This window comes from Centipeda periodontii DSM 2778 (genome assembly GCF_000213975.1).
Taxonomy (GTDB): domain Bacteria; phylum Bacillota; class Negativicutes; order Selenomonadales; family Selenomonadaceae; genus Centipeda; species Centipeda periodontii.
Map to the genome: position 1 here is coordinate 1,101,744 of NZ_GL892076.1, position 14,238 is coordinate 1,115,981.

Annotated in this window: 9 protein-coding genes; 8 read left to right on the forward strand and 1 reads right to left on the reverse strand. The window is 57.6% G+C overall.

All coding sequences use genetic code 11. The features are described from left to right. Positions 1 to 46: 46 nt before the first annotated feature. A complete protein-coding gene (locus tag HMPREF9081_RS04840; protein ID WP_006305915.1) occupies positions 47 to 799 on the reverse strand; it encodes a sulfite exporter TauE/SafE family protein in 753 nt (250 codons plus the stop codon). Positions 800 to 1,051: 252 nt separating this feature from the next. Between HMPREF9081_RS04840 and leuS the strand changes: the two genes are divergently transcribed. The 8 genes from leuS (at position 1,052) to HMPREF9081_RS04880 (ending at position 14,151) form a co-directional block, all read left to right on the forward strand. Continuing rightward, a complete protein-coding gene (gene leuS, locus HMPREF9081_RS04845) occupies positions 1,052 to 3,526 on the forward strand; it encodes a leucine--tRNA ligase (RefSeq protein ID WP_006305916.1) in 2,475 nt (824 codons plus the stop codon). A 42-nt stretch (positions 3,527 to 3,568) separates the two neighbouring features. Continuing rightward, positions 3,569 to 4,717, forward strand: coding sequence for an HD-GYP domain-containing protein (locus tag HMPREF9081_RS04850; protein ID WP_006305917.1), 1,149 nt, complete (start codon positions 3,569 to 3,571; stop codon positions 4,715 to 4,717). A gap of 116 nt (positions 4,718 to 4,833) precedes the next feature. After that, on the forward strand, positions 4,834 to 6,876 hold the full coding sequence (gene uvrB, locus HMPREF9081_RS04855) for an excinuclease ABC subunit UvrB (RefSeq protein WP_006305918.1): 2,043 nt from the start codon (positions 4,834 to 4,836) through the stop codon (positions 6,874 to 6,876). Positions 6,877 to 6,884: 8 nt separating this feature from the next. Continuing rightward, a complete protein-coding gene (uvrA, locus tag HMPREF9081_RS04860; RefSeq protein WP_006305919.1) occupies positions 6,885 to 9,716 on the forward strand; it encodes an excinuclease ABC subunit UvrA in 2,832 nt (943 codons plus the stop codon). A 30-nt stretch (positions 9,717 to 9,746) separates the two neighbouring features. Further along, entirely contained in the window at positions 9,747 to 10,664 is a 918-nt protein-coding gene (locus HMPREF9081_RS04865) for an AEC family transporter (RefSeq protein ID WP_006305920.1), read from the forward strand. 54 nt (positions 10,665 to 10,718) lie between these two features. Continuing rightward, a complete protein-coding gene (locus HMPREF9081_RS04870) occupies positions 10,719 to 11,870 on the forward strand; it encodes a metallophosphoesterase (RefSeq protein ID WP_006305921.1) in 1,152 nt (383 codons plus the stop codon). Continuing rightward, the gene (locus tag HMPREF9081_RS04875) at positions 11,867 to 13,324 is read left to right on the forward strand and encodes an O-linked N-acetylglucosamine transferase, SPINDLY family protein (protein WP_006305922.1); all 1,458 of its coding nucleotides are present in this window, start codon (positions 11,867 to 11,869) and stop codon (positions 13,322 to 13,324) included. Before HMPREF9081_RS04870 ends, HMPREF9081_RS04875 begins: the two co-directional genes overlap by 4 nt. Further along, positions 13,321 to 14,151 (forward strand): methyltransferase domain-containing protein, encoded by an 831-nt coding sequence (locus tag HMPREF9081_RS04880; protein ID WP_006305923.1) that lies wholly within the window; start codon positions 13,321 to 13,323, stop codon positions 14,149 to 14,151. Before HMPREF9081_RS04875 ends, HMPREF9081_RS04880 begins: the two co-directional genes overlap by 4 nt. Positions 14,152 to 14,238 lie beyond the last annotated feature (87 nt).

The following is a 14,238-nucleotide window of genomic DNA, read 5'->3' on the forward strand; positions in this document are numbered from 1 at the left end:
TCATGACATAGAAAAAGCGCGGTGCGAGTGCTGCGCTTTTTCTATCTCAAAAATACGTTATCAAAATCGATACAATCGTATAGGTGGAGGCGACGTAGAGAATCACAAAGACAAATTTTCGGAAGAGCGCCGCGGGCATAAAGCGCATGCTTTTGCGTCCCGCAATGATGCCGACGGCGAGTGCGGGCAGGAGGTAGATGAACTCGTTGAATGCCCCCGTGAGAGGGAAACCGCCGATGAGATAGCTGATGAGCGAGGTTGCGTTCCCGAGGAAGAAGTAAACGAAGCAGGTTGCACGAAACACATTGGGCGGCATGGAGGTATATGCAAGGTAGATCAGGAACGGCAGTCCGCCCATGCCCGTCGTGATCGCCGTGAAACCCGAGAGCGCCCCTGTGATGATCGTGTTGCGCCGACACTCCGGAATGTGGCGGTGCGAGATCTGCATGAGGAGGAGGGTCAGGAGGACGACAACGTTGATGAAGACCTTCAGCGCATCATTCGAGATATAGGTGAAAAAGAAAAATCCAATCGGCTGTCCCGCAAGCATGCCGAGGTACATTAGGCGCACAAGCGGAAGATTCGCCTGTTTTCGCATGAGAAATCCCTGCACGGCGTTGCCGCTGCACGCGAGCAGCAGCATGATCGGGACGGTGAGTTTCGGCGCGTAGAAGAACATGAGAAGAGGCGCGGCGATGATGACGAGACCGAATCCTGTGATCGATTGGATGAACGCCGCAAAGAAAACGGCGAGCGTCGGCCCAATGTGCGCTGCGACGCCGGAAAGATAGTGCTCCAACGAGATGCCTCCTTTATAAATTGCAGCTACACGATTATTTTAGCACGAAACAACATAAAGCGCACGAGGTTGAAATGCGACTCGGACCTGTGGAGAACGCTAAGAAATAAGGATGTAACAATTCGCAGGAAATATGAATAATGATTGACGCGTTCCTCACATTTCATGTATAATAGATTGGGATAATTATTAAGGATAGATTATGTGAAATAACCGTATGATGATTGAAATATTGGGAGGAGCAGGAGTATAGTGGAGAGATATAACCCGCAGGAGATCGAGACGAAGTGGCAGAAGATCTGGGAAACAGAGCACAGCTGCCATACGGAGATGGACGACACGAAGCCGAAATACTACGTGCTTGAGATGTTTCCATATCCGTCAGGAAAACTCCACATGGGTCATGTCCGCAACTACTCGATTGGAGACGTAGTCGCGCGTTTCCGGACGATGGAAGGCTACAACGTCCTGCACCCGATGGGGTTCGATTCCTTTGGCATGCCCGCAGAGAACGCGGCAATCCAGAACAAGGTGCACCCTGCGAAGTGGACGTATGCGAACATTGAGAACATGGAGCGGCAACAGCGTGCGCTCGGGCTCGCGTATGACTGGGCGCGCGAGGTCATCACCTGCCGTGAGGACTACTACCGCTGGACACAGTGGCTCTTTGAGCTCTTCTATAAAAAGGGCCTTGCATATAAGAAGGCGGCGTCCGTCAACTGGTGCGATACCTGCGGCACGGTGCTCGCGAACGAGCAGGTCGAAGACGGCAAGTGCTGGCGCTGCAAGTCCGAGGTTCACAAGAAGAATCTCGCACAGTGGTTCTTTAAGATCACGGACTACGCGGACGAACTTCTTGAAGACCTTGACAAACTTCCGGGCTGGCCCGAGCGCGTCAAGACGATGCAGGAGAACTGGATCGGACGCAGCGAGGGTCTTGAGTTCCGTCTGCCCCTGCCCAAACTCAACACGGAGATTCCCGTCTATACGACGCGCCCCGATACTGTCTTCGGCATGACCTTCGTCGCGCTTGCGCCCGAGCATCCGCTTGTGGAGAAGATCTGCACGGTCAGCGACAAGGCAGACGAGATTCGCGCGTTCTGCATGCGTGTCCGCAAGCAGTCCGACATTGAGCGCGCTTCGAGTGAGTCGGAGAAGGAAGGCATCTTCACGGGGCTCTACTGCACGAATCCGTTCAATGGGGAGCAGGTCGAGATCTGGGTAACGAACTATGTGCTCTTTGAGTATGGCACGGGCGCAGTTATGGCAGTGCCGTCCGAGGATCAGCGTGACTGGATGTTCGCGACGAAATACGGCATCCGCAAGATCCTCACGATCCGCCCGCCCGAAGGAGAACTTCGCCTCGAGGACATGACAGCGGCATACGTTGAGAAGGAAGGCATCCTGATCAACTCCGGCAAGTTCACAGGGATGGAGATGCACGCGGCGATGGGCGCGATCATCGACGAGGCGGAGGCACAGGGGTACGGCAAACGCCGTGTCAACTACCGCCTGCGCGACTGGCTCATCTCACGTCAGCGTTACTGGGGCGCACCCATTCCGATCATTAACTGCGAGAAGTGCGGTGAGGTGCTCGTCCCCGAGGAGGAGCTGCCCGTGCGTCTGCCAGAGGATGTGTCCTTCGAGCAGGGGGCGGTATCGCCGCTCTCCTCGAGCGAACACTTCCTCCACTGTAAATGCCCGAAGTGTGGCGGACCGGCGATACGCGAGACAGATACGATGGACACCTTCATCTGCTCTTCGTGGTACTACTACCGCTACGCCGACCCGCACAATACGGAGCGTCCATTTGATCGCGACAAGGTGAACTACTGGGCACCCGTCGATCAGTACATCGGCGGCATCGAGCACGCGATCCTGCATCTCCTTTATGCCCGCTTCTTCACAAAGGTGCTGCGCGATGCGGGGATGCTCGACTTCGATGAGCCGTTCACGAACCTCCTCACGCAGGGCATGGTCATCAAGGACGGGGCGAAGATGTCGAAGTCGCTCGGCAATGTCGTATCGCCTGAGGAGATCATCGAAAAGTACGGCGCGGATACGGCGCGCCTCTTCATCTTGTTTGCGGCTCCCGTGGAGCGCGATCTGGATTGGAGCGATCAGGGCGTCGAGGGGGCGTTCCGCTTCCTGAACCGCGTCTGGCGCATCCTGCTTCAGTTCGAGGATGCGATCAAGGGCGCGCCGGGATCCTACGATCCCGCAGTGCTCACGTCGGAGGAGAGCGAACTGCGCCGCGTCCTGCACATGACTACGAAGAAGGTCACCGAGGATGTGCGCGACCGCTTCATGTTCAATACGGCAATCTCTGCCATCATGGAACTGGTCAATGCGTTCTACGCATTTCAAGATAAGGAACTCAGCCCCGCGCTTGCGCGTGAAACGGCAAGTGTGCTGTTGCGCCTACTTGCGCCGTTTGCGCCGCACATCACGGAGGAACTCTGGGCGCGCCTCTTTACGGGCAGCGTTCACGTTCAGAAATGGCCGACATATGACGAGTCTGCGCTCACGCAGGACGAAATCGAGGTGGTACTGCAGATCAACGGAAAAGTACGCGACCGTGTGAAGATTGCCGCTGATCTTGACAAGGCGGCGATGGAGCAATTGGTCACCGAACTGCCGCGCGCGAAGGAGCTCACAGAGGGAAAAACGATCGTGAAGGTTGTCTGCGTTCCGGGCAAGCTCGTCAATATCGTTGTCAAGGGATAATCAGGACACTCTGTTCAAGGAAGAAAAGGGAGAGAAAACATTATGTTAAAAGCGTTTGCTGTTCGGAGCCTCCTGCCGGAAATGCTCATCGGGCGTACGGTCTACGATGGGGAAACGGAAGTTGTTCTCGTTGAGGGCGGTACGGTTCTGGATCGGGAGACGATCAAGCTGCTCAATGAGAAGGGAATTGCATCCGTCTATGTCGATGAGGACAGCATCCTTGCTGCCGTGGAGAAGGAAAAAAGTTCGAAAACGGCAGCAGAATCGACGGATCTCTTTGCACCGGCTCCGGAGCGCGATGCGAAGCTGGACGACAAATATGCAGAGGATTATCGTTACGTTTACAGCGAGATGGAAAAACTCTTTCAGGAGGCAGCCGTCACCGGAAAACTCAACATGGACATTCTGCAGCCCGTGATGGCGGGCGGACGTCTGCGCGATCTCTACAAGGAGGGCGCGACGGCGGTTTCCATGATCTACACGATGAATCAGGAGGGTGACTACAACCTCCATCACTGCGTCCATCTCGCCATCCTCAGCGGACTTATGGCAAAGTGGATGGGGCTGGGCGGCATTGACCGCCAGAACCTCGTGCTCGCAGGGCTCTTTCTCGACATTGGCAAGCAGTTCATCGATAAGGAGCTGCTTGAGAAGAAGGGACGCCTCACGGAGGAGGAGTTCGACATCCTCAAAAATCATGTGGTGGACAGCTTCAAGCTCCTCGAGGGCAGCGAACTCTCGGGACGGACCGACCTCATGAACGGAGTCATCCAGCATCACGAGCGCAACGACGGCTCTGGCTATCCGTCCGGACTTAAGGGCGATCAGATCTCGACGTTTGGCAGAGTGCTCGCCGTGCTCGACAGCTACGATGCGATGGCATCGAGCCGCAGCTATGCGGAGAAGCGTTCGCCGTTCGAGGTCTTCAAGATTCTCTATGCCGACGTTCTGGACGGAAAACTCGACTCCGAATACGCTGTGCTCTTTATGCGTAAGCTCAATGCTGCGCTCAATGGCTGCTGGTTGCGTCTCTCCGACGGTACTGCAGGGCGCATCGTCTACATCGACGAGTCGCGCGTTACGGCGATGCCCGTTGTGCAGCTCGTGGACGGCGGCTTTATCGACCTCAATACGGTGAAGGACATTACCGTCGTTGAGATCATGACTGCGGCAGAGGTCAGCAAGCTCTAATTGCAATGATAAAAAGCACCCTGCGGGGTGCTTTTTTATGCGTGAGTATTTCCAACCCACGTTGAATGCGCTATAATGACAGAATGATTTTTCGAGAATGACAGGGAGGGTGCGCGATGGCGATGGTTCCGAAACTGAATACGACGATCTTCGAGAAGGAGATCCCGTTCAAGGTCATTGCGCCCTTTGAGCCGATGGGCGATCAGCCGCAGGCGATTGCGGACATCGCGGGCGGCATCGAGAACGGCATGACGGCGCAGGTGCTCCTCGGCGCGACGGGTACGGGCAAGACATATACGATGGCAAAGGTCATCGAGCGCGTGCAGCGTCCGACGCTCGTCATTGCGCACAACAAGACGCTTGCCGCACAGCTCGCAAGCGAGTTCAAGTCGTTCTTTCCCGACAACTACGTCGGCTACTTTGTCAGCTATTACGACTACTATCAGCCGGAGGCATACATCGCGCAGACAGATACCTACATCGAGAAGGATGCGTCCATCAACGACGAGATCGATGAACTGCGCCACTCTGCGACCTGTTCGCTGTTCGAGCGGCGCGATGTCATCATCGTTGCGAGCGTGTCATGCATCTACGGTCTCGGCTCACCTGAGAGCTATCACGAGATGGTGCTCTCCGTGCACAAGGGACAGACGATCCCGCGCGAGGCGATTCTCCAAAAGCTCGTTTCCATCCGCTACGAGCGCAACGACATTGCATTCGAGCGCGGGCGCTTCCGCGTGCGCGGCGATGTTGTTGAAATCTTTCCTGCGGGCTACAACAATCGTGGCGTGCGCATCGAGATGTTCGGCGACGAGGTGGAGCGCATCATCGAGTTTGACGCGATGACGGGCGAGGTCTACGGCGAGCGCCTGCATTCCATGGTCTTTCCCGCGTCCCACTATGTCACGGACGATGAGGACATGAAGATTGCGATGGCGGACATCCGCACAGAGCTTGCAGAGCGTCTGGGCGAACTCAAGGGCGCGGGCAAACTGCTTGAGGCGCAGCGGCTTGAGCAGCGCACGAACTACGACCTTGAGATGATCGAGGAGATGGGATACTGCTCCGGCATCGAGAACTACTCGCGTCACCTGACGCACCGCAAGGCGGGCGACACGCCGTACACGCTCCTCGACTACTTCCCTGAGGACTTCCTCATCATGATCGACGAGTCCCATGTGACACTGCCGCAGATTCACGCCATGTACGGCGGTGACCGCAGCCGAAAGGTCTCGCTCGTCGACAACGGTTTCCGTCTGCCGTCTGCGTTCGATAACCGACCGCTGACGTTTGAGGAGTTTGCCGCGCGTGTCAACCAGATCGTTTACGTCTCCGCAACGCCCGGCAAATACGAGATGCAGCAGGCACAGCAGGTCGCGCAGCAGATCATCCGTCCGACGGGACTTCTCGACCCCGTGGTCGAGGTGCGCCCGCTCGACGGACAGATCGACGATTTGCTCTCGGAGATTCGCGTGTGTATTGACCGCAACGAGCGCGTGCTCGTTACGACACTCACGAAGCGGATGGCGGAAAACCTGACCGAGTACTTGCGCGAGGCGGGCGTCAAGGTGCGCTACCTCCATTCGGACATTGCGACCATCGAGCGCGCGGAGATCATTCACGACCTGCGCGCGGGCGAGTTTGATGTGCTTGTCGGCATCAACCTCCTGCGCGAGGGGCTGGACATGCCCGAGGTGTCGCTCATCGCCATCCTCGACGCGGACAAGGAGGGCTTTCTGCGCTCCGATACCGCACTCATCCAGACCATTGGACGTGCTGCGCGCAACGCAGGCGGTCATGTCATCATGTACGGCGATGTGATCACGGGCTCGATGCAGCGCGCCATCGACGAGACGGAGCGCCGCCGCACGATACAGAACGAATACAACGAGGCGCACGGCATCACGCCGAAGACCATCGAAAAACCCATTGTGCCGCTGATTGAGATGACGCTTGTCGCCGCCGAGAGTACCGCACCCTACGGCAAAAAGGACGGCAAGGCGAAGAAGAAACTCGGCAAGAAGGAGCGCGAGAACCTCGTCAAGAGCCTCCTGCGCGAAATGCAGCAGGCATCGCGTGCGCTCGAGTTCGAGCGTGCGGCAGAACTGCGCGACATGATTGTGGAACTTGAGGGCGAACTGCCGAAGAAGAAACAATAGGGGAAACTATGAACGAAAGCATTAAAATCGAGGGCGCTCGCGCCCATAATCTGAAGAATATCAACGTGGAGATTCCGCGCGATAAATTGGTTGTGGTGACGGGGCTGTCCGGCTCGGGCAAGTCCTCGCTCGCGTTTGACACGATCTACGCCGAGGGGCAGCGTCGCTATGTGGAGTCGCTGTCCGCGTACGCGCGGCAGTTCCTCGGGCAGATGGATAAGCCCGACGTGGACAACATCGAGGGGCTGTCGCCCGCGATTTCGATTGACCAGAAGACGACGAGCCACAACCCGCGCTCGACAGTCGGCACGGTGACGGAGGTCTATGACTATCTGCGTCTGCTGTATGCGCGTGCGGGGCGTCCGCACTGTCCAAACTGCGGCAAGCCGATCGCGCAGCAGAGCGTCGATCAGATGGTTGACGCCATCCTGACGCAGCCCGAGGGAACGAAGCTGCTTATCATGGCGCAGCTCGTGCGTGGGAAAAAGGGCGAGCATCGCAAGATCCTCGACCAGATCCGCCGCGACGGTTATGTGCGCGTGCGCATCGACGGAGAATTGCGCGATCTCGGTGAGGAGATTGCGCTCGAAAAGCAGAAGAAGCATACGATCGAGATCGTGGTTGACCGTCTCGTTGTGCGTGCAGGGATGGAGAGCCGCCTCGCGGACTCGCTCGAAACGGCGCTCCATGCGGGGGGCGGCGTGGTCTATGTGCAGATTGTCGACGGGGATACACTCATGTTCAGTGAGAATTTTGCCTGTGTCGACTGCGGCATCTCGCTGCCCGAGATCGCGCCGCGCATGTTCTCATTCAACAGTCCGTTCGGCGCGTGTCCCGTCTGTACGGGGCTCGGCAGTCACAAGGAATTCGATCCCGAACTCGTTCTGCCCGACACTGCACTCAGTGTGGCGGACGGTGTCTTTGCGCCGCTTTCGAAGAATCCGAACTCCTATGGGATGCGCGCGATCACGGCGCTCCTCCGTGCGCATGATTATGACGAGCATACGCCGTGGAAGCGCATGGACAAGAAGACACAGAAGATGCTGCTCTACGGTTCGGAGGAATATGTTTCCTTCCGTTACACGAATATGTTCGGCGAGGAAAAGGAATACAACGTCCCGTACGAGGGCGTTCTGCCCGCACTTGCGCGCCGCTATCGCGAGACGGACTCGGAGGAGATGCGCGAGAGCTACGAGGACTACATGACGGATACGCCGTGTACGGCGTGTCACGGCGCGCGTCTGAAGCCCGAGACACTTGCGGTAACGATCGGCGGCAAGAGTATTGCTGATCTTACGGCACTCACGATCCGCGAGGCAGACGCATTCCTTGCGGAGGCGGAAAAGGACTTTAGCCCGCGCGAGGCGAAGATCGCTGTGGAGATTCTGAAGGAGATTCACGCGCGTCTGCATTTCCTCCTCGATGTTGGTCTCGACTATCTGACGCTCTCACGCGCGGCGGGTACGCTCTCGGGCGGCGAGGCACAGCGCATCCGCCTCGCGACGCAGATCGGCTCGGGGCTCATGGGTGTGCTCTACATCCTCGATGAGCCGAGCATCGGTCTCCATCAGCGCGACAACAACCGTCTCCTTGCGACGCTGCGCCATCTGCGCGACCTCGGCAACACACTGATCGTTGTGGAGCATGATGAGGACACGATGTACGCCGCTGACCACATCATCGATATTGGCCCCGGAGCGGGTGAGCATGGCGGCAAGGTGGTCGCGGAGGGGACAGCGGAGGAGATCATGAAGAACCCCGCCTCCATCACGGGGCAGTATCTCGCACGCAAGAAGTTCATTCCCGTGCCCGCCGAGCGGCGCAAGGGCAATGGCAACTTCCTCGAAGTGGTGGGCGCGGCAGAGAACAACCTCAAGGAGATCAACGTGAAGTTCCCGCTCGGGACGCTCACACTCGTGACGGGCGTCTCGGGTTCTGGCAAGTCTACGCTCGTCAACGAGATCCTCTATCGCGGCGTCGCTTCGCGTCTCTACCGCGCGAAGGGCAAGCCCGGCAAACACAAGAAGATCAAGGGGCTCGAACACATCGACAAGGTCATCAACATCGACCAACAGCCGATCGGGCGCACGCCGCGCTCGAATCCCGCCACCTATACGGGTGTGTTCGACGCGATCCGTGACCTCTTCAGTCAGGTGTCCGAGTCGCGTATGCGCGGGTACAAGGCGGGGCGGTTCAGCTTCAACGTGAAGGGCGGACGCTGCGAGGCGTGCCGCGGGGACGGTATTTTGAAAATCGAGATGCAGTTCCTGCCCGATGTCTATGTGCCGTGCGAGGTCTGCAAGGGCGCGCGGTACAATCGTGAGACGCTCGAGGTGCACTACAAGGGCAAGACCATCGCCGAGGTGCTCGACATGACGATCGATGAGGCGGTCGATTTCTTCCAGAATGTACCGCGCATCGCGCGCAAGCTCGAGATCATCCGTGACGTGGGGCTCGGCTACATCCGCCTCGGACAGCCCGCGACGACGCTCTCGGGCGGCGAGGCGCAGCGCGTGAAGCTCGCGACGGAGCTGTCGAAGCGCAGTACGGGCAAGACGCTCTACATCCTCGACGAGCCGACGACGGGGCTGCACGCGGCGGACATTCACAAGCTGCTCGTGATCCTCCAACGCCTCGTGGATGGCGGCGATACCGTTGTCGTCATCGAGCACAACCTCGATGTCATCAAGGCGGCGGACTATGTGATCGACCTCGGTCCCGAGGGCGGCGTGCGCGGTGGGACAATCGTCGCGAAGGGAACTCCCGAGCAGATCGTTCAAGTTCCTGAGTCCTATACGGGGAGATTTTTGAAGCCTCTGCTTGAGGAGAAACACAAATAGATTTTTACGAACTGAAAAGAAGGTAATGCAATGCTGATCCTAGGTCAGATGATCGTATTTTTCCTGATGATCTTTGCAGGAGCGCTTGCCCGGCGCTACTCTATCATCATTCCGAACAATCAGGAGCAGTTTTCCTCCCTGATTGTAAACATCGCGTGTCCGTGCCTCATCATCTCTGCGGCGATGCGCGCAGACGAGCATATGGGGCTGCACCAGGTCATCGAGACCTATACCGCCTATGCTGCACTCCTCGCGATGATGTGCATTATCGGCTTCCTCCTGCCGCTCATCCTGCGGTTTCGCGGGCGACTGCGCGGCGCGGTCAATCTCTCGTTCTGGTTCAACAACTCTCTCTTCATGGGACTGCCGCTTGTGCAGGGAGTCTACGGTGATCAGGCGGTCGTCTACATGACACTTTTCTTCATTCCTGTGAACCTGCTCTTCTTCGTCTACGGCGTTTCCTCCATCAGCATTCACAAGCGGCGCGGATTCGAGATGTTCCGTATGCTGCTCAATCCCGGCATCATTGCATCGATGATCGCGTGCGTGATCTACTTCGGTGAGATTCAGACACATCCGCTGCTCTCACAGGCATTTGCGATGATCGGCGCAATGACGGCACCGCTTGCGATGATGATGATCGGAGCCTCACTCAAGGACATCCACATGCGCCATATGCTGACGGATCGGAAGCTCGTGCTCTATACGTTTCTCAAAGCAGTGGTGCTGCCGATCCCAATTCTTTTCGTGATGAAACTTTTCGTGACGAATCCCTACATCCTCGGATGCAGCCTCGTCATCGTTGCCGCGCCGACGGGCGGCATGGTTGCTATGGTCGCACTGCTCTACAACAAGGTCGCCTATCCGCTGATGACAGAGATCATCGCACTCTCGACGCTGATCTCCGTGGCGACGATTCCTCTTGTATCCATGATTACGGGGCTTTAAGGAATCGCTGATAAATGAAGCCCGTCCGCTTCATCTGTTCGAAGGGAGGTACATTTGTTCAGTGCTCTGATTATTTTTCTGCTCGTCGTTCTCGCGTCTCTCGGTTTCAGCCTCTATTTCCTGCGCTATCTCGCAGAGGGGGGGCGTCTGCGCGTGGCGCGTATCGGGGTCACGCTCTTTGAACTCGGCGGTGTCGGTGGGCTGTACTATCTGTTCAGAAGTCATGCGACGGAAGGTCTGGCGGGGATGCTTACACTGCCGATCATCCTCTTTCTTATCGGTCAGCTCATCGCGCTTGGCATCACCGTGTTTGCCGTGACGGGACGATTTCTCTGGCGCAAAACCCAAAATGTTCCATACGATGCGAAGCGGCGGCGGGTGCTGAAAAATGCGGCAATTTATCCTGCGGCGGGCTTCCTTCTCAGCAGCTACGGCGCATTTGTTGAGCGTCATCACACCGTGCGCCGCGATCACACCATCTCGATCGCAAATCTCCCGACCGAGGCAGACGGCATGGTGATCGCGCAGATCAGCGACGTGCATCTCGGAGCGTATTTCTCCGTGGAGGATCTTGATGCGCTTCTGACGGAGGTCGCGCGCGGCGGCGCGGATCTCCTCGCCGTGACGGGCGATGTATTTGATGATGAGCGACTGAACGAGGCAGCGGCAGAGGTGCTTGCTGCGCATGTGGGGGACTGGCGGGACGGCATCTGGTACTGCATCGGTAATCATGAATACTACCGAAATGGGCGTCCGCTTGTCGATCGCATGGCACGCGAGGGACGGGTGCATGTCGTGCTGAACTCGGCAGAGCAGGTTGCGGGGCGCGGCGCACTTTGGATTGCGGGCGTTGACTATCCGTTTGCACGCGGTGAGGCATTTGATCCGCAAAAGGAAGCGTATTTTGCGGCAGCAATGGCGGATGTTCCCGCGAATGCCGTGACGATTCTTTTGGCGCATCATCCGGAGTTTATCGACGATGCGGCGGCGCATGGCGGCGTTCCCCTGACGCTGACGGGGCACACGCATGGAAGCCAGTTCGGTATCTTCGGGCAGCCGCTCTTCCCCGTGTTCAAATACACGCGCGGCATGGTGCGTATCAATGACAACTATGGTTACGTGCATACGGGCAACGGCAGCTGGTTTCCGATGCGGATCGGCTGCCCGCCCGAGGTGGCATATTTCAGATTGGAGAGAGCAGAATGAACTGGATGGATGACTACATGGCGATTCGCGAGGACATTCACACGGGATACATCTATGAGTCGATCGAGGCAATTCTCCTCATGCGCACCCATGAGGAGATCCCTGCGGACGAGCAGTGGCGCTTCTCCGAGATGATGGGCGCGTGCTGTCGTGCGCTTGCGGATACGGAGGGGGCACTTGCCGCATACTTTGAGGCGGCGACGGAGGATAAATACCTGCGCAGCCAGCGTTCGCATTTCTCCAACTATCTCTATCTCTGTCACGCCGTGCCGAATCTGACGCCGAAGGAGCTCAAGGCGCAGTTCGATATGTACGCGAAGCTCTACAGCCATGAGGAGCCGCTGTCCCCACGTGAGAACGTGCGTCATGAGCGTCTGCGCATCGGTTTTATCGCAGAGAATTTTCTCAGCTCATCATCCTCGATGTTCTATGAGGGACTCCTGCGCGGGCTTGGGGAGAAATACGATGTCTATGCATACGCTCTGGATGATCGTGCGGACGACTTTACCGAGAGTCTGCGCGGTGAGGTCAATTACAATGTGCTCTCGAATCTCTCCATCGAGGAGCAGGCGCAGCACATTCGTGCGGATGAGATCGACGTGCTCTTTGACCTCGGCGGACATACGGACGGGGGTATGACACTCATGGTGCTCGCGCGCCGTCCTGCGCCTGTGCAGCTTTCGGGCATCGGCTGGTTTGCGACAACGGGCGTGGATTTCGTCGACGGTTTCCTGACGGATGATGTGCTCTCACCTGCGGGGGCGGAGGAATTCTACAGCGAGCAGCTACTGCGTCTGCCGCATGCGTTCCACTTCACGCCCGATGCGGCGATGCGTGCGAGCGCGGTGGCGGAGCGTCCTGCGAATGCGCCCGTGACGTTCGGCGTATTCCAGAACTTTATGAAGATCAACGAGGAGTCGCTGAAGGCATGGGGACGCATCCTGAAAAAACTGCCGAAGGCGCAGCTCATTCTGCAGGATGCCGCCGTGGACAGCCCACTGCGCGTAACGACGATCCTCGAGATGATCGAGGGGCTGAAGCTGCCTGCAAAGCGGATTTTTGTGCGCACGGGCAAGCGCGACTATCTCGCGGACTACGCTGACATCGACATTGCGCTCGATACGTTCCCCTATGCGGGCGGTGCCTCGACGGCGACGGCACTCTATATGGGCGTGCCTGTGATTACCCTGCGCGGGGAGACGCACCATGCATCGCGGCTTGGTGCAGCGATGCTTACGGCGGCAGGAAAAGCGGCATGGATTGCAGAGAGTGCGCAGGCATATGAGCGGCTTGCCCTACAGATGGCGGAACATCTTTGGGAGGTTCGAGCGAATCGTGCAGCGCTGCGCGCGGAGGTGGAGGCATCTGCACTGATGGATGGAGCAGAGTATCTCTCAGCATTTACGAGCGAGATCGAACGGCTGTGGGCGGAGCGTGGGGACTTTGTGCGGTGAAGACAGAGATTCTTGACATCCTCGCACCAAGTATGGAGCGTCTGACGATGCTTGTGGTTGACGGCTCAGAGCATCTCATGCGCCTGCGGGAGATGTATCCAAACGCGGAGATGCACGCCATCACGCCCTATCCGGAGATTGCGGAGAACGAGGACATAGCGGCACTCGGCGTACACGCACACCTTCTCGACTGGCGACGTGACCCCCTGCCGTTCGCGGATGAGACATTTGATCGGATTATTTCGGAGTTTGCGATTGAGTCTGCCTATGAACCGTATGATGCGCTCATGGCACTGAACCGCGCGCTCAAGGAGACGGGGACACTCTACACCTGCTACACGAACATCCGCTATCATCGCGTGCTCGCGGGACTGCGCGACGGGGAGTTCCACGTGCGCGGCGACCGTCATCTCTATGCAAAGCCCGAGATCGTGCGTCTCCTCAACGATACGCTCTACAAGGAGATTCACTTCTTCGCGGGCGAGCGTGACGATGATCCGGCGATGGGGGAGGCATGGGCAGAGGAGGGGTTCCAGAATTTCAGCGACGATCTTACGACGCGCACATGGCTCATTGAGGCGTCTCGGAGTACGGCGGCAGCGGCAAATCTCAAGCGGTTCTTTTCGCATGAAACGCGGCGTACGATTGCGCGCCTCCTGCATCGCGTCGAGTATGACATTGCGGCAGAGAAGGCGGTCATGTCGTTGCGTGAACTATGCACGCACGAGGGCATCTTCCACGACTACCTTGCAGATTTTATCACGGAGGTCTGCGTGCATGAGGAACATGTGCGGGCAATGCTCTCGGATTTGCTCACACAAATTTAAGTGTAAACAACAACAGAACATTTAGTTGACGAAGATAAAATCCTGCTTTATAATAGACGACATAAAAATTATCTATTATGAGGCAGG

What these genes read in the sequence shown, in the direction of transcription:
- HMPREF9081_RS04865 (WP_006305920.1), top strand. Translation starts at nt 9,747, where the DNA reads ATGCTGATCCTAGGTCAGATGATCGTATTTTTCCTGATGATCTTTGCA.
- HMPREF9081_RS04875 (WP_006305922.1), top strand. Translation starts at nt 11,867, where the DNA reads ATGAACTGGATGGATGACTACATGGCGATTCGCGAGGACATTCACACG.
- HMPREF9081_RS04850 (WP_006305917.1), top strand. Translation starts at nt 3,569, where the DNA reads ATGTTAAAAGCGTTTGCTGTTCGGAGCCTCCTGCCGGAAATGCTCATC.
- uvrB (WP_006305918.1), top strand. Translation starts at nt 4,834, where the DNA reads ATGGCGATGGTTCCGAAACTGAATACGACGATCTTCGAGAAGGAGATC.
- uvrA (WP_006305919.1), top strand. Translation starts at nt 6,885, where the DNA reads ATGAACGAAAGCATTAAAATCGAGGGCGCTCGCGCCCATAATCTGAAG.